The following is a 20,275-nucleotide window of genomic DNA, read 5'->3' as shown; positions in this document are numbered from 1 at the left end:
GCAACCCAGCTTAACGGGCGGTTCAGGTGGCAGATGAGCTCTTCTGCCGGAACAGCAACATCGAAATTGATGCCTTCGCTGCAGGAACAATCTTCTACCTTGAGCCGGGCCTTGTGAATGCGCCTTCCATCGCGATCGCGCAGCTTCATCCGAAGTTCCATGGGGCCTTCGCATCGGCATTCCTCAGGAATTTTCGACGGATCTACTGTGAGCACAAATCGGCCATCAGCGGCCGTCAATACACACCCCAAGTCGATCTTACAGTCATGTCGCTGGTGCCAGGCGCTGCCAAAAACGGCGCGAATCTTGACCAATAGTCCGTGTACCGGCTGACCGATTTCCTTCTGAATGACACGACCAAAAACAAATTGAAATTGACTAGGCATAGCTGAAACAAGCCTCCGATTTAAATATGAACTTCTGCTGATTTCACTTGGGAATTGCGCCAAAAAGGGCGCTTTGCACCAATGGCGACCAAGTGTGATATGCAAATTTCAAATAGGGTTAATGTTAATAAAATATGCTATTATTCTGCGCCAAAATCCCCAAAATGTCAATCAAATGCCGCCCCCGGCGGCGCTCTGGGCGGCATTTGGAACCGTGGGCACGGCACCCTTTCTGAACGGTGACAGATGTGGAATGTCGCTCAGCTCTAAGGTGAAGGTCGCGTTTTTGGGGCAATTATACCGCGCATGCAGCCCAAAACACCGACGGCCCTTTGCGGCAGTTCGTCCAACCTTCAAGTTGCTGCGGCGGCAGGCGCAACAACAGACATTAGTGCGAGGGCGTGAACTATGAGCAGGCAATGACCTGGGCGCGGACTAAGCCGAGGATCGACTATTTCGCTCTTACACCGCTTTGTATTCTGGAAGTTTGGACAAGGCAGATTTCAAGGCGTCGCCCCAACCTTCCGATATCGTTCGAAAGTACTGATCGTCATTCTCAAACCTGGACCTCGTGCCAGCCTCAAGGCTGTCTTCATCGTAAAGCAGTAGATCCAACGGTGCCCCAACAGACAAGTTTGCCTTGATCGTGGAATCGAAGCTGACGAGCAAGAGTTTCACGGTCTCTGGAAAGCTCATTTCGGGATCGTAGGCACGCACCAGAATTGGGCGGCCGTATTTTGTCTCTCCGATCTGAAAGAATGGGGTGTCGTCGCCTGCCTCGATAAAGTTGCCTTCGGGGTAGATAAGGAACAATCGAGACGGCCCACCCTTAATCTGCCCACCCAGAATGAGTGTCGCGTGAAAGGCGCTGTCAGCTTGTTGCCCAGACCGGGCGTGCTCTTCGATGACATCGTTCAGTGTAGCCGCCACCAGTTGCGCGACCTGAAACATTGTCGGCGCTTCCAGAATCGAGGGAGAACGATCTTCCGGCGCCTTTGTACGCTCCTCAAGCAGGCTTACTGTGGCCTGAGTGGTTGCCAGGTTGCCTGCGGTCAGCAGAGTGATCGACCGCTCACCTTCCACCGTCCAGTTGAACATCTTGTTGAAGGTCGAAATGTTATCGACGCCTGCATTCGTCCGCGTATCGGACATGAACACCAGTCCGCGGTTCAGCCGCATGCCCACAGCATAGGTCATTAAGTTCTCCGTTACTGCTGTGCGACTTGCAACTGTACTGTCAATTGCTCGCCCGCTGTCCCAATTCGGTTCCCTATTACCGGCGCAGCTTGGGCATAGTCCAGACCGGTTGCGACGCGTACGTAACGATGATCAGGCGAGATCCCGTTGGAAACGTCAAATCCCACCCATCCGAGCCCGTCCAAATGCACTTCGGCCCAGGCATGGGTCGCGTCCTGCAGCTCCGTTTCGTTCATCATCAGGTAACCCGAAACATAGCGAGCTGGCAGTCCGATCTGTCGAGCGCAGGTAATGAAGATATGCGCATGGTCCTGGCACACGCCGCACCCAGCCGCGAGGGCCTCTTCAGCACTCCAACCCGGATGCGAACTTCCAACTTCATAGGTGACCCGAGATCGAATTCTTTCGGACAAGGCGTGCATCTGTTGAAGCGGTTCGCCTTCAGGCAGCGCGCCGATCACGTCGGCAACCCCTTTTCCTGGCGTTGTCTGAGGCGTGCTCCGATTAAAAAGCCACAGCGGTGTCGACCCTTCGTGGCGTCCCAGGACACCATGTGTGTCTTCCACCGCCACAACGCCTTCGGATATCAAGGAAATGCTTTGGGTATTTGCTTCGAAACTGATCAATTCCACTGTGTTGCGGTGGTAGTCTTCAAAGCTCAGCTCTTTGACCCCTCCGATAACTTCAGTGCTCCAGCGTTCAATGGTCTGGTTGCGAAATGACTTTGGCGTTTTTCTAAGCTGCTGAAGTCCAAAGGGGACCGGCGCGTCGAAATCGTATCGTGTCTCATGGCGAATGTGCAGTTTCATGGGCTACTCATAGAACCGGTAGTCAATCTCGATCTGGCGACTTAAGTTGCCGAGATCTTTCAGAAAATCCTGAATGTATTCATGAAGCCCCAACTCAAAGATATCAGATATCTTCTGGTCCAGATATTTCTCGTACAGTGCATTTGATGCGGCGCATGACGGCCCCGCAAAGCCATAGTCTTTCTTCAGGTAGGACAGGTTTTCTTGAATCTTTCTACAACAAAAGTGAAGACTGCGGGGCATCCGCTCATCCAAGATCAAAAACTCAGCAATGTCAGACGGTCTTGTTTTCTGACCGTGTGTCATCCGATAGCCGCCACCAGCACCGACGGAACGAAGGATGCTTTCCCACTGGATGTTGTCCAGGGACGAGCCGACTGAGAACGCCGTGGGCAATAGAACGTAGTACTTCACGTCCAAGATGCGCCCCGTGTTGTCGGCCCGTTCGACAAAAGTGCCGATGCGAGTGAAATCGAAGATATCATTGCGCAGCATGGTACCCAAAGTGGCGCCACGGACCAATGCGGCCTGGTGGCGAATAAGCTCCAGCATGGTCGGCAAGTCGCGCTCATTCACGCGGCGCTTCATCGCCTCGTCAATTTGCATCCAACTTGCGTTTACCGCGCTCCAAACATCGTGTGTCAGTGCGGTTCGAACAAGGCGTGCGTTGTTCCTTGCCTGTTTAATGACCGACTTGATTGAGGATGGGTTGTCGGCATCGCGCAACACCCAATCCACAGCGTTGTCTTTTGAAATGTCATCGTACTTGGCGTGGTATCCATCCAAAACGCCCGCCGTTTTCAGTACAGAGCCCCATTCTTCGGCAGAGTTCTTGGATCGCGTCAAAGCCATCCTCTGGCCTGTTTCAAGCAGCCTCGCCGTGTTTTCCGCCCGTTCGAGGTAGCGGGACATCCAGAACAACCCGCCAGCAGTTTTTCCCAGCATGGTTAGTCCTCCAGAACCCAAGTGTCTTTGGTCCCGCCGCCCTGACTTGAGTTCACGACGAGCGATCCTTTCTTCAGCGCCACGCGTGTCAAACCGCCGGGCGTGATGTTAACCCCATCTGGGGACACCAAAACAAAGGGGCGCAGATCAACGTGCCTGGGTGCGAGCCCCGAGCGTGCAAAAATTGGAACCGTCGAAAGCGACAAAGTCGGCTGAGCAATATAGTTCCCGGGTCTCTTCTTCAGCTTTTCACGGAAAGCTGAAATCTCTTTCTTGCTGGCCGTAGGGCCAATCAACATACCGTAACCGCCAGACCCATGTACTTCCTTGACCACGAGGTCGGACAGGTTGTCCAGCACATAGGATAGGGACTCTGGATCGCTGCAACGCCAGGTGGGTACATTTTGAAGCAGGGGTTTTTCGCCCGTGTAGAATTCAACGATTTCAGGCATGTAGGAGTAGATTGCCTTATCATCCGCGATACCTGTGCCCGGAGCGTTCGCAATAGTGATGCCCCCCGCGCGGTAGACATCCAGGATGCCAGGAACGCCCAGCGCGCTATCAGGGTTGAAATTCAGCGGGTCTAAGAAATCGTCATCGACCCGTCGATACAGTACGTCGATAGGCTTGTAGCCGCGAGTAGTGCGCATACAAACGCGGCCGTCGACAACCCTCAGGTCGTGCCCTTCGACCAATTCCACAGCCATCTGATCCGCAAGAAACGCGTGTTCGTAATAGGCTGAGTTGTAGATACCGGGGGTCAAAACCGCGACCGTGGGTTCTCCCCCTGCACAGGCCGGTGCGCAGGCTGCAAGAGATCGCCTCAAATTTCGCGGGTAGTCGGAAACGTTTCGTACATTTGTGGCGCTGAAGAGCTCAGGGAACATCTTTAGCATCGTTTCCCGGTTCTCCAGCATATAGCTGACACCGGATGGCGTGCGCGCGTTGTCCTCAAGCACAAAGAACTCATCTGGTCCGGTTCGCACCAGGTCAACACCGACGATATGCGTATAAACCTGACCGGGCGGCGAGACGCCAAGCATTTGCGGCAGGAACGCTTCGTTCCCGGCGATCATCTCGGCCGGTACACGTCCGGCCCTAACGATTTCTTGGCGGTGGTAGATATCGTGAAGAAAGGCATTTATTGCCCGCACCCTTTGTTCGATACCGCGTTCCAGCCGCTGCCACTCTCGTGCGGAAATGACGCGCGGCACGATATCAAACGGTATCAACCGTTCCTCTGCTTCCGCTTTTCCGTAGACATTAAAGGTTATGCCCGTCAGCCTGAAGACTTCCTCAGCCTCGCGCTGCTTAGCTCTTAGCCGTGATACATCTTCCGCATCAAACCAACGACCGATCTCTTCGTATGGACCTCTGAGCGATCCATCGCTGTTGAACATTTCATCAAAATACTCACTCATGCGAGAAGTTTGACGATCAATTCGGGGTTTTCAAGTCATTCGGTCCTTTTTGGTAAGCACTTCTGGAAGAAACGCCTATTTTTCAAGCGAGTTGGTGCATCCACCAATTTGAACAACACCGCTGGTTTTTTAGTTCGAATTCATGCGGCTTTGTTGCACAAATCGAGGAGAAGGCTTGCTCCCGCTTTCCCCTGACAGACTTATCCTTCGGGCTCTGCGACGAATGCGAGACCCCTTGGGATCAAACACTTGATCGGCGAACATTTGGCTGGATTTCGATCCCGCGGCTGATACCTTGCCCTTGCATCGGTTTTTAGCTGCACAACAAATGTACGAAAAGTCTATTGGAGCACACTTTTGGTCATTCCTTTTCACGTTCGGGAAATGCTTCAACGCATTAAAGCGCGTTTTGACGCCGATCAGATACCCCAGCAGATGGCGCCGAGCGACGCGGAGTTTTCAACACTGCGCCCCTCCCGCAAGCCGACCAAAGAGATGGTCGAACGCTTTTGGGGCAAATTGAAGCCCACAGCCAGCGCAGACGATCAAGCACAGATCGCGGATCCGGCGACCATCGAAGACGCCGAAATCTACGGTGCCAATATCGAGAATTTCATCGGGACGGTTAAGCTGCCTGTCGGGGTTATTGGCCCCTTGCGCTTAAACGGGATGAACGCAAATGGCGATTTCCATGTCCCCCTCGCGACCACCGAGGCCGCGCTGGTCGCGTCTTACGCCCGGGGCGCTTACGCCGCCACCCGTTCAGGCGGTGTCAGCACTGCCGTTCTGTACGAAGGTGTGCTCCGTACACCAGCCTTTGTATTTGAGAGCCTGCTAAAGGCTGGGCAATTCGTTGATTGGGTGGTGACAAATGTCGACATGCTCCAATCTGCGGCTGAAGCGACGACCCGTCATGGCAAGCTTGTCTCACTGGAGCCGTTCATTGACACCAACGTCGTTTTCCTGATTTGCCGATATACCACAGGGGATGCGGCGGGTCAGAACATGGTTACCATCGCCACCGACGCTTTGTGCCATGCCGTCGCAGATAGCTGCCCTGTCGCGATTGAAAACTGGTATGTCGAAGGTAATTTCTCGGGCGACAAAAAGGCCTCGGCTTTAGGGTTGGTGACGGGGCGCGGGCGGAAGGTCAGCGCTTCGGTCACGCTTCCAGCTGAGATTGTCGAGAAGACGCTGGGAACCACGGTCGAGGCCATGCTGGACTATGGGCGCGTCGCCAATCTGGGGGCACACTTGTCCGGCCAGTTTGGCGCGCAGGCACATTATGCAAACGGGCTGGCGGCGTTCTATATTGCAACCGGACAGGACGCGGCCTGCGTTGCCGAAAGCGCAATGGGCGTCACGCGCATGGAACCTAGAGGCGACGATCTGTTCTGCTCGGTGACACTTCCTAACATCCTTGTCGGCTCGGTCGGTGGCGGGACCGGTTTGCCCAGCCAGACAGCGGCGCTGAATATACTTGGTCTCAAAGGCAACGGATGTGGCACGGCTTTGGCCGAGGTGGCCGCAGCCACATGCCTGTGCGGCGAAATCTCCATCGTCGCCGCGATCGCAGCGGGCCATTTCACCCGCGCCCATGAAAGCCTGGCCCGCCACAGATGAGCATTCAGAACCGATTCTGGATTTACCAGTCCGAGCGTTTTCCGCTGAAGAAAACCGTCCCTCTGCTGCTGGTGTTTTCCTCGGCCAGTATCTGCGTGTCCGCTCGTCTGGCCGACCGCCCCCTGCCCGAGTGGCCCGCCTTTGCCGCCGGTTTTGTGCTGGCCATGGCGTTGTTCTTCCAGATGCGGGTCTGCGATGAGTTCAAGGACGCCGAGGATGACCGGCGGTACAGGCCGGACAGGCCGATCCCACGCGGATTGGTCTCACCAGGCGAAGTCCTGAGCCTGGGATTGCTCACCATCCCATTGGCGCTTGCTGCGGCATGGTTCTGGCACCCTCCCGTTTTGTGGCTGTTGGGTGCGGTCTGGATCTGGCTCGCAGCAATGACGGTTGAATTCGGCGTTCCGGTTTGGCTGAAGGCCCGACCGGTTCTGTACCTGCTTAGCCATATGGCAATCATGCCCTTGATTGACCTGTTGCTGACGGGTCTCGAGTGGAAGCCAGCAGGTGGGGCTGCGCCCTCGCTTTGGCTGTTCCTGGCACTGTCTTTTGTGAATGGCTGCGTCCTTGAGATCGGGCGCAAACTATGGGCGCCGGAAAACGAAATCGCCGGGGTCGATACCTATTCCGGCCTTTGGGGGCCGCGTCTGGCTGGGCGTATCTGGATCGGCTGCGTTCTGGTGTCTTACGCCCTACTTGTCGGCACAGGCAGCGCCACCGGAGTCGGCTGGTCAACCGCGCTGATCGGTGCGTTGGCGCTAGTGCCCTGCGGACTTGCCGCCCTCCGCTACACTCAGACACCCACCGCAAGAGCCCAACAAAGGATGGACACCGTATCCGGCCTATGGGTGTTCCTCTGCTATGCTACGGCTGGTTTTCTACCCTTCCTGATCGGAGCCGTTGCATGAGTTTCATCATTGCCCAAACGGGTGCCACCGATGTCTCGGTTGTCGGTGGGAAAGCAGCGGCCCTTTCGCATCTGGCGCAACACCGGTTTTCCCAGCCCGCGTTCTTCGTCATCACCAACGATGCATTTCGCATGGGGCAATCAGGACCTATCGCGCGAGAGGGCCTTAAATCGGCTGTAACCGCCGCGATTGAAACACTCGGACCCGGACCTTACGCGGTGCGGAGCTCTGGCAGGTCCGAAGATGGTGTGGACCACAGCCATGCAGGACAGTTCGAAACGGTCCTGAACGTTACCGGCAAGGACGTGATCGCAGCGGCCAAGCAGGTCTGGCGATCCGGTTTCTCAGCCACGATTGAGACTTATCGGGCGGTCAAATCCGGCGGCGAGGCCGAAGCCCCTGCGATCATCGTGCAACGAATGATCGATGCCAAAGCGGCCGGTGTCGCCTTTTCCGCCGACCCGGTCAGTGGTCGGCGCAATGTGGTCGTGATCTCGGCCATTGATGGGCTTGCAGAGCAGCTTGTGTCAGGGGAAGCGGACGGAGAAGACTGGATCATCGGCTCGGATGGCGTGCCGGAAAGCGCTCCGGGCACCCCCACGTATTTGACCCTGCCCGAGGCACAATCCATTGCTGCCCTCGCCCGGAAGGCCGAGGCGCTGTTCGGTTCCCCTCAAGACATCGAATGGGCGATTGATGCGCAAGGGCTGCATATTCTGCAGGCCCGACCGATCACCACGACCCTGCGCCCAGCGCCGCTTGCAGATCAGACCCTGACCATTTTCGACAATTCCAATATCGTCGAAAGCTATCCAGGGATCGTCAGCCCGCTGACTTATTCCTTTGCTCTGCATGTGTATTCTCAGGTCTATCGCGCTTTCGTCAGGCTATTGGGCGTGTCCCGGCACACGATTGCCCGGAACCCAACCGTGTTTGACAATTTGCTGGGCCGGGTGGACGGGCGCGCCTATTACAATCTGATCAACTGGTATCGCGCGCTGGCGCTGCTGCCCGGGTTTTCGTTGAACCGCGACTACATGGAAACGATGATGGGCGTTTCTGAACCGATGCCACGTGAGGTTACGGATGCTCTTGCCCCGCCGCCCACCACCGGCTGGCGCAAGCTTGTGGAATACGCGAAACTGTCAAAAGTTGCGGGCGGTCTGATCTGGCAAGCCATCCGACTGCCACGGACCCGGCGTGATTTTTATCGCAGGTTGAACGACATCCTGCGGGCGGGGCTGGATGTGGATGCCTCGAATGCGACCGAACTTGCCGCTGAGTATCGTCTCATTGAAAGCACGCTGCTGGATCGGTGGGATGCGCCGCTGATCAACGATTTCCTATGTATGATTGCCTTTGGTGGCTCACGCAACCTACTGCAAAAGTGGCTGGGCGAGGACGGGTTGACCCTGCACAATGACCTCATGATTGGGCAAGGCGATATCGTTTCAGCGGAGCCCGCGCAACGCATTGCCCGGATGGGAGAGCTGGTCCGGCAGGCAGGTCTTGCCGAGCCGTTAAAGGCCAGTGCGCATCTGTCGGTTTTGTCCGGACACCCCCAGATCGTAGCTGAGGTTGATGCCTATCTTGAGAAGTTCGGCGACCGGTGTACGGAGGAACTCAAACTGGAAAGCGTTCCGCTGCGCGACGACCCGACCAGCCTGTTGCTGGCGATCGCAGCGAGCGCAGAACGTCCGCCGTCCTTGCGTCAGGAAGGTGTTGAGCCGGACTGGCAGGCGCTGTTTCCGTCAAATCCCCTAAAACGGCATTTGGCCAAATGGATTTTGGTCTGGACCAAAGCGCGCGTCCGCGACCGGGAAAACCTGCGCTTTGAGCGCACGCGTATTTTTGGCTACGCCCGGCGTGTGTTTTTAGGCATCGGTCGGGAATTCGCCGCCCGCGACCTGCTGTCCTCACCCAAGCATATATTCTTCCTGACAACACATGAAGTCCTCGGAGCGGTTGAGGGCTTTAGCCTGTCACCTGACCTGAAGGGCATCGTTGCGCGGCGCAAACGCGAGGATGACGCCTCCTCCCGACGCCCCGACCCGCCCGAACGTATCGAAATCCGTGGTCCCGCTATCGCACCGATCTGGTCAGAAGATGTGGAAGCCGAGGCAGATACGGCACGAGTGAAACACGGCACGGGTTGTTCCGCAGGACAGATCAAAGCGCGCGCGCGTGTGATCCGTGACCCGCGCAACGAAGCCCTGAACCCCGGAGACATTCTGGTCGCCCGCCACACCGACCCGGGCTGGATTGCCGTGTTCTCGAACGCCTCCGCCATCGTCGTTGAACGAGGGTCGCTGTTGTCACATTCGGCCATTGTCGCGCGCGAGTTGGGCATCCCTTGCGTTGTCGGCCTGAAAGGCGCCACGCACTGGATCGAAGATGGCGAGATGATCCGTGTAGACGGGGCAAGCGGCGCAGTGGAGCGGTGCGATGGGTAGCAGCGAGATCGAGACAAAAGCGGATTTCGACCATATCCGCTATGCCCAACTGTGGGAGGACGCAGATGTCCTCACCTCAGCCTTGGGTGAGTGCGCGGGCAAGACCTTGGTGTCCATCTGCTCAGCCGGGGACAATGCGCTGGCGATGCTGACACTCGATCCTGCGCGTGTCGTGGTTCTGGACCTGTCGCCAGCTCAGATCGCCTGCCTCAAGCTTCGGATCGCGGCCTATCAGGTGCTGACCCATCCCGAATTCATCGAACTCACAGGTTCACGCGCAAGTACGCGACGGGGTGCCCTGCTGAACCGGGTTTTAGAGGCCGCCGATGCTGAGACGCGCGCCTTCTGGAAGGCGCTGGCCCCGGAGGTTGAAAAACATGGTATCGGCGGCGTCGGCAAGTTCGAGCGCTATTTCCGCATCTTTCGAACCTGGCTGTTGCCGCTTGTGCATTCTCGCAGAACCATCGACGCAGTGTTCACCCCCCGCTCGCCGACAGAGCGCCAGACATTTTTTGACACGCGGTTCAACACGGTTCGATGGCGGCTGTTGCTGAACCTCTTCTTCTCGCGTTTCGTCATGGGGCGCATGGGTCGGGACAGTGCGTTCTTCGACCATGTCGAAGGTAGCCCCGCCCAACATGTCGCCCGCCGTATCCGTCATGCAGGGGTCACAACTGATCCCTCGCAAAACCCTTATTTGCACTGGATTCTCAAAGGCGATCATGGCGACGCGCTGCCGATGGCCTGGCGGCCCGAACACTATGAGACGATCCGATCCCGGTTGGATCGCCTGGACATCCGCCTCGGATCGCTCGAGGCTTTTGTATCGACTGGTGAGAAAGCAAGCGGTTTCAACCTGTCCGACATCTTTGAATACATGTCCCCCGAGACCTTCCCGCAGGTCTACGGCTCTATCCTGACTGCGGCCGAGCCAAACGCCCGATTGGTCTATTGGAACATGATGGCGCCCCGTCGGGTTCCGCCGGAATACTTAAACCGTGCCAAAACCCTGACTGACATCGAAACCCAGCAGAAAGCCCGCGACATGGCGTTTTTCTATTCAGATTTCGTCGTCGAAGAGGTTCAGCCGTGACTGTTCTTGGGCAGATCCTGTTGGCGGCGGGCTCCGTGGTCGCATTGATCGGCGTCATGATGGTCATACGGCATCTGGCCAAAACCGCCGGGTTGAGTTCCGAAGTACAGCGCAAACTGATGCATGTCAGTACCGGCCTCTTTGCACTGCTTTTACCTTGGCTCTTTCCCGATCGTTGGCCGGTTTACATGCTGATTGCAGCCACAATACTGGTGATGCTGGTGCTCCGCCTCCCCCGTTTCTCTTCGGGTCTGGGTGCGACTCTGCATGGGGTAGAGCGTACGTCCTACGGTGACTTTCTACTCGCCTTGTCGGTTGGGCTTTGCTTCTTGCTGGCTGGGGAAAACACACTGTTCTATATCCTGCCAATCGCCGTTTTGACACTGGCGGATGCCGCCGCTGCGCTGGCCGGGACCACCTATGGAACCAAACGCTACGTGGTGGAGGATGGCGACAAGAGCTTGGAAGGCTCAGTCGTGTTTTTTGTCGTAACGCTGCTGGTTGCGATCATTTGCTTCTTGTTCATGTCAAAACTCCCGCCATCTAACATCATGATGTTATGCCTTATGGTCGCGGGTTTTGGCACATTGGTCGAAGCACAAAGTTGGCGCGGGTTTGACAACCTGTTCCTGCCGCTTGGCTTATTTGTTTTTCTAAACGGCCACTACCACAGCTCTTTGGCGGAGCTCGCCCTGTTGGCTGCTCTGTTCTTTGCTGCTCTTGCCAGTTTCGGCGTGGTGGGAACCAAGCTGGGCCTGACCAAACATGCGACCCGTGTTTATGTTGTTGCGGTTTTTTTGCTGCTGGCCGCCGCAAAATTGCAGAATACGGTGCTACCGATCATGGTTCTGGCCGCGCACGGATGGGCGCGCACCGCTTCGCCTTGTGACAGCAAGTACCCCGATCTGGATATCATCGCCGCCTTGGGTCTTTTGGGGTTTGGTTGGCTTGCGATGGGTCATGCAACGGGATGGGATGCGATTTCCTTTTTTGGCCTAAGTGTAATGGGGCTGGCCATGGGGCATATTGCAGTGGCGCTGGGTTCCAAGGCTGTTGCGATACTGCTTGCCGCGAGTGCCCTGTTTCTTATTCGGATTTGGGCTGTTTCCCAGAATTCCGATCCGTCAAACTGGGCCGAACCTCTGACGGCTTTGGCCCTGTTGTCACTCCTTTGCACAGCCGCAGTGCCGTTGGCCCAACCACACTGGTTCGAAAAAGACAGAGTGTTTAGACTCACGCTGTTGGCCCTCGCCCTGCCCTTGTTTTACTACGTTTGGAGCGTTGCCGGATCGCTTGGTGCAGGTGTTGTTTCATGACCAAAGAGACCATCAAAACAGCAGATGCAAAACTGACCGTCTACCTGAACGGCCCGAACTGGGAGGGCGCGCCGACCGCAACTTTCGGTGATTTTTCCTGCAAAACACCTGAGGCCGGTGCTGAGATTCTGCGCGAAGGGATCGAGCGGGTGCAAGACGCGGGCCTGGACCGCATTATTGGGCCGATGTCGGGCGATACGTGGCACAGCTACCGGTTCGTCTCGGACAGCGATGGGTCTGCTCCGTTCCTGATGGAGCCCAGCAACAAACCCCATGAGCCCGAGGTTTTCCGGTCAGTGGGGTTTGCAGAGATCAGCCGGTATTTCTCGGCCCGAGTACCGCTGCAGGCCGCTGCTGCGACCGCACTGCCGGATAGCGGCAGCTTCGTGGTGGAGGCCTGGGACGGAACGGACCCCGAGGCCCTGTTTCGTCAGGTCTTTGAACTCTCAACCCGGGCGTTTTCAAACAACGCGTTCTACAAGCCGATATCTGAGGCCGATTTTCTGGCCATGTATATGCCGGTCGTGCCGATGATGAAGCGCGACCTGATCCTGTTTGCGCGCCGCAACGACGGAACCCTAGCCGGGTTTTTGTTCGGCATACCCAACTATGCCGAAGGCCCCAATCCGACATCCGCCATCCTCAAGACCTACGCCAGTCTCGAACCGGGGGCCGGGCGGCATCTGGCCCACAGGTTTCACAAGACGGCCTTCAGCTTGGGATACGACACGGCAATTCATGCGCTGATCCATGATGACAACACCTCGGCGGACCGCAGCGCTGCCGAAGGCGCAACGATCTTCCGGCGCTATACCCTGCTTGGGCGCAAGCTGAATGGCTGACCTGTTGTCCCATTTCGCCGCTGCGGTTGAGCGGGTTCCGAACCAGACCGCCATCGTGGACGGCAAAGGGCGCCAGATCAGTTTTCAGGCCCTCCACAAACGGGTTCAGCAATTGGCGGGTCGGTGGCAAGACAGAGGCATCCAACCGGGGGATCGGGTGCTGTTGGCAATGCCGGTCAACGCGGACCTCTATGCCAGTCTGGCCGCCCTGTGGTCCCTTGGTGCCACCGTTGTCTTGCCGGAACCAGCCATGGGACTGGCTGGTCTGCGCCATGCCATTCGGACCACCAAACCAAAAGCATTCTGCGCGGCGGGCGCGTATTCTTTGCTGAAGTTTCTGGTTCCCAGCCTTTGGACCCTTCCCGTCCTCACGCCCGGAGAAAGCCACATCACCCCGAAAGTGCACAAGGTGCAACCGGATGATATCGCCCTGATCTCCTTCACCTCCGGCACGACTGGTAAGCCCAAAGCCATTCCACGCTCGCACGCGTTTCTGATGGCACAGCACGACGCCATCGCACCCCTCCTCCACAGCGACAAGGCCGAACGCGACCTGGTCGCCTTTCCAGTGTTCACCCTGATCAATCTGGCGGCTGGGCGCACAAGTGTTTTACCCAATTGGAAGCTCAGCAAACTGGACCGCCTATCATCCACGCAATTGGAACGGTGGATTCAGGCGCAGAACGTCACCCGGGTCCTGATCCCGCCATCGCTGTGCGAAAAGCTGGTTCGATCCGAGGACACTGGGCCGTTGCACACGGTATTCACCGGCGGTGGCCCGGTGTTTCCAAACCTGGTGGAGACATTGAGAAGCCGGCACAGGCTGTCGGTTGTGTGCGTCTACGGCTCGACCGAAGCTGAACCAATCGCGCATCTCAATGCCCTCGACATCTCGGAGGAGGATTACCGCGACATGGCTTCTGGAAGGGGGCTGCTCGTGGGCTATCCGGTCCCTGATATCACGCTCCGCATTCGCGACAACGAGATTCAGGTCGCCGGCGCACATGTGAATGAAGGGTATTTGGACCCAAATCACTCACGGCAAAACAAAGTCCAGGAAGGTGACATTGTTTGGCACCGGACTGGTGACGCGGGCACGCTGGATGATGACGGACGTTTGTGGCTTTGGGGGCGTATCGGATCCGAAATTGAAGTCGCGTCAGGTACGCTTTTCCCCTTTGCGATCGAAGTCGCTGCACAGCAATGGCAGGGCGTGGATCGATGCGCTTTTGTCACAACGAAAGTAGGCCCCACACTCTGCGTCCAAGGAACACAAAAGTACCTCGAGGATTGGAAGCGTTCTGCGCTTGGGTTTGGCGTTCCCAATGTGGTTTCGATTGAGAGCATCCCTATGGACAAGCGCCATGCCTCCAAAGTCGATCGCGCGAAACTGGAAAGCAGCCTGACAACTTAGGGACGATACGGCTCAACAATCCCTGCGTGCTTCACCTTTCAACCCTTCTTGCGAACGGTTGAAATACCCATCAACCACATACAAAACAAACAGGCGACAAGCCGTCCGATGGGCAAAGAGCTACCATCGAACAAGCGCGAATTGAAGCGTCCACAAACATTTGCCAACCCTTGCAGATGAGCTGAACAAGCCAACTTGAGGCAGGTTGGTGTCGGCGACCGATCTGTTCTAGCAGTCCGAGCTTTTGTCGGGAAAAGTACACAAATTCCGCCAACCGAATAGCTTTATGCTCTACAAGGTCGCCAAGGTTGATATGCGACTCGAATTGCGAGATTTACAACCATTGGGTTTTTGTTGGCGTCATATCGAACCGTGAAGATCGCTTAGGCCGGTTATAGTTGACAGGATCTCTGGTTGAGTGGTCAAACGGCCTGTGTCTCCAACACAATTTCACTTGGTTCTGTCTTGCATCAGGCGTTCACCGTACTTGCAGAGAACGGCCGCCGTGAGCGCAAGACGGCTATTGCTGGGATAGCCAAGTACGGCAGCTTAGCGCAAAAGCAGATTTTGCAAAAGCCAACTAAGGGCCGATAGCAGCCCTTTTCCTACTTCACACAATAACGGCTTTGAAGCATGATAATTCTTCTTAAGAAGTGGTCTAGATCCTCATTCCGCCACAAGCGCGACGACGGCTTCGTGGGGCTGGGAATGAGGGTGATTGGCCAAACGTCGTTTGTTGAATGATCCACGATACATCAACGCGAACACGGGCGGGGTGAAATAGAAGGATACAACAGTCGACAACAGTACCCCTCCGGCGATGGCCACGGCGAATGGCGGCCAAAATGCTCCACCGCCTATGATCAGGGGTAGGAACCCACCAAAGGTCGTGACCGTTGTCGAGATGATATGCCGACTTGAACCGGTCACAACACGCGCCATGGCTGCTCGATCGCCTTGGCTTGCGTCAACGTCTTGTTGCAACCCAGTCAGAATTATGATCGCCGCGTTGATCGAAACTCCAATCGAGCCGATAACTCCGATGATCGCCGTTATTCCGAACGGGAATTGCATAACGGCCAGCGATAGCATGGAAAGCCCTGCAGACAATACGCACACGACCAAGGTCACGAGCGTCAGTCGGAACGAGTTGAAGGTCAGAACGATGGTCGCGATGGAGAGTGTGACAATCAAACCAACAGAGGCAAGCAGATTGCCTACAGTATTGGATCGGGCATCACTGTCACCGCCCAAGGACATAGAATAGCCTTGTGGTAACACAAATCCGGACGCATCAAGCGCCTCCAGTACGTCCTGCAATGCCTCTTCGGGTAAAACACCGGGGACGATAAACGCCTGTATGGTGTTTTCGCGCACGCCATCCGTTCGGGTTATAACGCTCTCCGCTGGTTCGATCACCGGTGTGGCCAGTTCAGACAGCGGCACAGCAGGGAAAACACTAGTGGCGGATATGGCGGCGGCATTGGGCAGCAGGATGGGCATACTGACAATGGCGCTTAGGTCTGATCGCACCTCGTCACCAAGACGAACTCGCACCGGCAACTGTTCAGTCCCTTCGATCAGTGATCCTCCGGTGACGCCAACAAGTGCCGTGTCCAACTGATCGGCTATGTCGGCCACGTCCAATCCCAGCAGACGGGCTTTGACCTCATCAATCTCGAACCGGATTTGAGGATTGCCGCCGTTCACGCTGGCGCGCGCCTGCGTCACCAGGTCGAGATTGGCCATAACTGAACGCACCTCGTCGCCCAGATCGCGCAAAACCGTGATGTCCTGGCCCTGAATTTTTACTTCAACTGGTGCGTCGACCGGAGGGCCCTGCACGAGACTACGAATGATGATCTGCGCGTCAGGAAAGCCGGTATCCAAACGACCCTGCAGGGCTCCGACAAGGCGGGCTGCGTCGTCGGCCGTGTCGGTCGTGATCATGGCCTGTGCAAAACCGGGCTCGCGTGAACGGTTGCCAACGATGTTGTAGTAGAATGCAGGGCCGGATTCTCCGACTGTCCAGTAGACACTTTTGACCCCATCATCTGCCAGCAGCATCTCATCGATCTGGCGGGCGGTTGCTTCGGTGGTGGCAATTGATGTTCCACCCGGCATGTCGACCTCGATATAGAATTGGTTGCGGTCGACGCCCGGGAAGAATTGCGCGGTCAGCGTTGGAAAGGCCGCAAAGCCAAGCACGGGCAAGACCAGTGCCAACGCGATGGATCGCACCGGATTAGTGACTGACAATCGAATTGAGGCCTCGAACATTCGGGCAAGCGGCGGGATGCTGATACCGCGGCTCAGCATTCCTGCGTCGGGGCGGTCGGACAGTACCCAGCCCGCAATCGCGGGGGTCACCGTCAAAGCGACAACTAGTGACCAGACAAGCATAAGCACCACGGCGATAGCGATAGCACCAACAAAGTCGCCGGCGGGGCCAGGCAGCAAGATCATCGGCGTGAAGGCGAGCGCCGTTGTTACAGTCGACGCCAGCAGAGGCGCAGCCAACCGGCGAACAGCATCTCGCACGGCTGAAAGTCTCTCCATCCCATCCTGCAAACGACGACGAATTTCATCCGTCATCACGATGGCTGCGTCAACGAGCAGACCGAGGGCAACAATCAGGCCCGTCACGGACATCTGGTGAATTGGCAATCCAATCATGTTCATCGTCGCCAGAGTTGCCAATGAAACAACCGGTAATACCAAAGCCACAATCGCGGCCGCCCGAACCCCCAAAGTGACAAATAAGACTGCCACAACTAGCGCCACACCAATGGTCATGTTGATCCCAACCTCGGACAAACGATCCGTTGTGTACTGGCTTTGATCAAACAGCAGTATTTCCTGCATGCCCAAAGGTACCGCTGCGGCGCCGGCCTCAAGCTCATCCCGTAGAAAGCCTGTCCAGCGGTCGATCTGCACGCCGTCCTGCGCCAGAATCCCCACCAAAACGGAGGGCTTTCCGTTGGCAAACGCGATTGAGGACTGCGGTTCGCGTGCGCCCCGGTCTACGCTGGCGATATCTCCGAGCTGCACCACGGCACCGTCAGCGTTTTCACGCAGGACGATGCTTCGAACGCGATCCAAACTCTCAATTTCTCCGCTGACGCCTATGGTCAGGTCGACATCAGATTGCAGCCGCCCAGACTGAACCTTTCCATCTGCTTCGGCGATCCGCTGGGAAATCTCGGCAGCGCCAAGCCCAATCGCAGCGGCCTTGTCCATATCGACACTTACGAGCACCTCTTCTTCCGGCTGACCGAAATAGTCGACGGCTCGTGTCGCAGGTATCGCACGCAATCTGTCACCCAGTGCTTCAGCATGACGAGACAGCAAGGTTAACGGAAAGTCGGGGTCCTCGGCCGCAACTGCAATGACCGCGGAATAGGCAGCAATACCCTCGGCATCAAACTCTGGCGGCAAAACTCCTGCCGGGAAGTTCTGGCGCGCATCTTCGACGGCATCCCGAGCCTCGGCCCAAACCTGCTCAATGGTGGCTTCGTCTAGCGTTTCCAGCAATTCTACCGAAACGACAGATACGCCCGAACGGGATACGGAACTGATCTCATCCACCTCGGCGATCTTTCGCAGCTCTTCTTCGATTTCTGCGGTCACCAGTGCTTCAACCCGTTCTGGGTCTGCACCCGGGAACTGTGTCGTTACAGTCGCGAAGAGGTTGGTGATAGTTGGGTCTTCTTGCCGCCCCAGCGAAAGGAACGAAGACAGTCCTGCAGACACAAGCACCAAAATGATCAGAGCAACCAGCCGGGGGTGGCGAAAGGTAAGGGTTTCCATCAGATCGCTCCGTTACTCGACAGTGTTGAAGGCGACGCGCTGACCAACGCTGACTCGCTGCGGCCCCTGATCGATCAGGACGGTGCCTTCCGGAAACGCGCCGCGCACAAAGACGCGGTCATCTTCGGCATGCAGCACTTCGACCGTCGCCAGGCGCACAGTCTTTTGCGCGTCGGCAACCAGCAGTGTCCATTGCCCGCGCGTTCCTTCCTTCAGCGATGTTGTCGGCACCCAGGTTCCCGCACTTTGGACAGGATCGAGCACATGAACACGTGCGGTTTGTCCGAAAGCAACATCGGGAGCGTTCTTCAGATCGAACAGCGCGGTGCGGGTTCGGGTCACCGGGTCAATATCGGGTCGCAAAGTTGTAAGCTCAGCCTGATAGCTTTGAGCTGCTATTTCGATCTCAACATCTGTTAGCAGCGCCGGATCAACATCGAGAGGGATACCGATCCGAACCTGCGGCGACACGACCTCGACCATACCCAGAACCAGCTCACCCGAGCGCAGGGTTTCACCGCCGTCCACGTGTCGCGCGGTTATTTGACCGGCAAATGGGGCCTCGATGCTGGATTTCTCAATCCGAACGGTCACATCGCGCAAGGCCGCATCCAGCTCACCAATTCTGGATAACAATTCATCTTGCTGAGAAACGGCTTCGTCCAAACGGGCTTGACTGGTAAAGCCTTGTTCGATGAGTTTCGCGTTTCGCTCGACCGTCTTTCTTGCAAATTCAAGCTGGGCTGCAATGGCGTCACGCGATGCTGTCAGACGGTCGCGTTCGACCTCCAGCAGTGCGATGTCCAGTGTCGCAAGAAGTTGACCCTTGGCAACCTCGTCACCTTCATCCACCAGAATTTGATCGAGCGTCCCGTTCAGTTCGAAAGAGATATCTGCCGAACGTTGAGGTTCGACCTGCCCGATGAACACACGGTCGACTGTGTAAGCGCTCTCGGATGTTATCGGCGTCACGGATACCGGGGTCACAGCGGCGGCATCAGGTGCGGGCACCGCCTCTGCTCTACGGGTGAGCTCGGAAGCGCCAAAGTAAACGGCGGCCGCTGCAACGGCTATAAAACTGACGGTCACTCCCAGACGCACAGTGCCGCGCAACACACGTGCAAATAGGCTCGGTTTGGTCGCTTCAGTAGATGGATTTGCAGGATTCGGCATTTGGGGACCTCATCAAGTTAGTGTCTCTAACATATGTTAGAAGTTCTCACTTTGACAAGAGATACGTGATCTGGCACATGTTGGATCATGAGCAGCATCGAAAAAAATCATCAGACAAGCAGTCAAACGGCGGGTCTTTCCGTCAGCAAGAAAGCCTATCATCACGGTGATCTCCGCGCTGCACTGATCGAAGCAACCCGACAGTTGGTCGAAGAAAAAGGTCCGGACAGTTTTTCCGTATCCGAGGCCTGCAGACGCGCGGGCGTATCAACCGCGGCACCTTACAAGCACTTCAAAGACAAGACAGAAATGCTGGTTGCCACTGTCCTTGAGGGAATGGAGCGGCACAGAGACAATATGCTTGCCGCGCTGGAAGGCGTTCCTGAAGGATCTCCCGAGCGCATCACTGCCATAGGGATGGAGTATATTGCTTTCGCGTTAAATGAGCCGGGGATTTTCAGGCTGAAATTTGGCGGCTTCACAGACCGCATCGCGGATCCGCGGCTGGAGGAAGGCGGCCAGCAAAGCTTCGGGATTCTTTTGACTGAGGTCGCAAAATGTCTGGGCGAGCCGGGAATCACAGACGAAGTTCGCCGTCGTGGTTTTTTGTTGTGGAGTTTCGTGCACGGGCTGTCCTTCATTCTGCACGACAAAGGGCTTGCCGAGAAAGGCGAAGAGTTTGATCTTCATACCCTCCTTGAGGACGTTTCGGAAAGAATGCTGAGTTAAGCGTTCTCAAGCCAAAGCGAACGCAACTGACAATTGATGGCGGACAAACAAAATCAGTACATCGCCTACGCCTATACTACTGCTTGGGTTCAAGAAAATGACACTTACAGAAAGCGCATGTCAGTTCTACCGCCAAGGTACTTTTGCAGCTGATGC

General features: G+C 56.6%; 15 protein-coding genes. 9 read left to right on the top strand and 6 right to left on the bottom strand.

Annotated features, from left to right (window positions below; translation table 11 throughout):
- Positions 1-26 precede the first annotated feature (26 nt).
- Positions 27-317: a hypothetical protein gene (locus ACR0NO_RS08660; RefSeq protein WP_480723664.1), complete on the top strand. Its 291-nt coding sequence runs from the start codon at positions 27-29 to the stop codon at positions 315-317.
- A gap of 531 nt (positions 318-848) precedes the next feature.
- Here ACR0NO_RS08660 and ACR0NO_RS08655 read toward each other — a convergent pair.
- The 4 genes from ACR0NO_RS08655 to ACR0NO_RS08640 are packed head-to-tail and all read right to left on the bottom strand — an operon-like array spanning position 849 to position 4,758.
- A complete protein-coding gene (locus ACR0NO_RS08655) occupies positions 849-1,583 on the bottom strand; it encodes a proteasome-type protease (RefSeq protein ID WP_170678193.1) in 735 nt (244 codons plus the stop codon).
- A gap of 11 nt (positions 1,584-1,594) precedes the next feature.
- Positions 1,595-2,392 carry a transglutaminase-like domain-containing protein gene (locus ACR0NO_RS08650; protein WP_170678195.1) on the bottom strand — a complete coding sequence of 266 codons (798 nt, stop codon included), beginning with the start codon at positions 2,390-2,392 and terminating at the stop codon, positions 1,595-1,597.
- Positions 2,393-2,395: 3 nt separating this feature from the next.
- On the bottom strand, positions 2,396-3,337 hold the full coding sequence (locus ACR0NO_RS08645; protein ID WP_480723663.1) for an alpha-E domain-containing protein: 942 nt from the start codon (positions 3,335-3,337) through the stop codon (positions 2,396-2,398).
- 2 nt (positions 3,338-3,339) lie between these two features.
- Positions 3,340-4,758, bottom strand: coding sequence for a circularly permuted type 2 ATP-grasp protein (locus ACR0NO_RS08640; RefSeq protein WP_480723662.1), 1,419 nt, complete (start codon positions 4,756-4,758; stop codon positions 3,340-3,342).
- Between the two features lie 435 nt (positions 4,759-5,193).
- On the opposite strand from ACR0NO_RS08640, the gene ACR0NO_RS08635 reads away from it, so the two are divergent.
- From ACR0NO_RS08635 to ACR0NO_RS08605, 7 genes are read left to right on the top strand one after another with little or no spacing between them, the layout of a single operon-like run.
- The gene (locus ACR0NO_RS08635; protein ID WP_480723661.1) at positions 5,194-6,381 is read left to right on the top strand and encodes a hydroxymethylglutaryl-CoA reductase; all 1,188 of its coding nucleotides are present in this window, start codon (positions 5,194-5,196) and stop codon (positions 6,379-6,381) included.
- The gene (locus ACR0NO_RS08630) at positions 6,378-7,289 is read left to right on the top strand and encodes a UbiA family prenyltransferase (RefSeq protein ID WP_480723660.1); all 912 of its coding nucleotides are present in this window, start codon (positions 6,378-6,380) and stop codon (positions 7,287-7,289) included. The genes ACR0NO_RS08635 and ACR0NO_RS08630 overlap by 4 nt, the downstream gene beginning before the upstream one ends.
- Positions 7,286-9,742 (top strand): PEP/pyruvate-binding domain-containing protein, encoded by a 2,457-nt coding sequence (locus tag ACR0NO_RS08625; protein ID WP_480723659.1) that lies wholly within the window; start codon positions 7,286-7,288, stop codon positions 9,740-9,742. The genes ACR0NO_RS08630 and ACR0NO_RS08625 overlap by 4 nt, the downstream gene beginning before the upstream one ends.
- The gene (locus ACR0NO_RS08620) at positions 9,735-10,835 is read left to right on the top strand and encodes a BtaA family protein (protein ID WP_480723658.1); all 1,101 of its coding nucleotides are present in this window, start codon (positions 9,735-9,737) and stop codon (positions 10,833-10,835) included. Before ACR0NO_RS08625 ends, ACR0NO_RS08620 begins: the two co-directional genes overlap by 8 nt.
- Positions 10,832-12,151, top strand: coding sequence for a hypothetical protein (locus ACR0NO_RS08615; RefSeq protein ID WP_480723657.1), 1,320 nt, complete (start codon positions 10,832-10,834; stop codon positions 12,149-12,151). Before ACR0NO_RS08620 ends, ACR0NO_RS08615 begins: the two co-directional genes overlap by 4 nt.
- Positions 12,148-12,993 (top strand): hypothetical protein, encoded by an 846-nt coding sequence (locus tag ACR0NO_RS08610; protein WP_480723656.1) that lies wholly within the window; start codon positions 12,148-12,150, stop codon positions 12,991-12,993. Before ACR0NO_RS08615 ends, ACR0NO_RS08610 begins: the two co-directional genes overlap by 4 nt.
- A complete protein-coding gene (locus ACR0NO_RS08605; protein WP_480723655.1) occupies positions 12,986-14,407 on the top strand; it encodes an AMP-binding protein in 1,422 nt (473 codons plus the stop codon). The genes ACR0NO_RS08610 and ACR0NO_RS08605 overlap by 8 nt, the downstream gene beginning before the upstream one ends.
- A gap of 666 nt (positions 14,408-15,073) precedes the next feature.
- Here ACR0NO_RS08605 and ACR0NO_RS08600 read toward each other — a convergent pair.
- Together ACR0NO_RS08600 and ACR0NO_RS08595 are read right to left on the bottom strand one after the other, a co-directional pair.
- Entirely contained in the window at positions 15,074-18,217 is a 3,144-nt protein-coding gene (locus ACR0NO_RS08600; protein WP_480723654.1) for an efflux RND transporter permease subunit, read from the bottom strand.
- A 12-nt stretch (positions 18,218-18,229) separates the two neighbouring features.
- Positions 18,230-19,390, bottom strand: coding sequence for an efflux RND transporter periplasmic adaptor subunit (locus tag ACR0NO_RS08595; protein WP_480723653.1), 1,161 nt, complete (start codon positions 19,388-19,390; stop codon positions 18,230-18,232).
- An 87-nt stretch (positions 19,391-19,477) separates the two neighbouring features.
- On the opposite strand from ACR0NO_RS08595, the gene ACR0NO_RS08590 reads away from it, so the two are divergent.
- Positions 19,478-20,119, top strand: a complete 642-nt coding sequence (locus ACR0NO_RS08590; protein WP_480723652.1) for a TetR/AcrR family transcriptional regulator — start codon at positions 19,478-19,480, stop codon at positions 20,117-20,119.
- Positions 20,120-20,275: the final 156 nt, after the last annotated feature.

Source organism: Ruegeria sp. CL3, assembly GCF_056536505.1.
The sequence above is the reverse complement of the archived record's forward strand: the minus strand, read 5'-3'. Positions and strand labels throughout refer to the sequence as shown.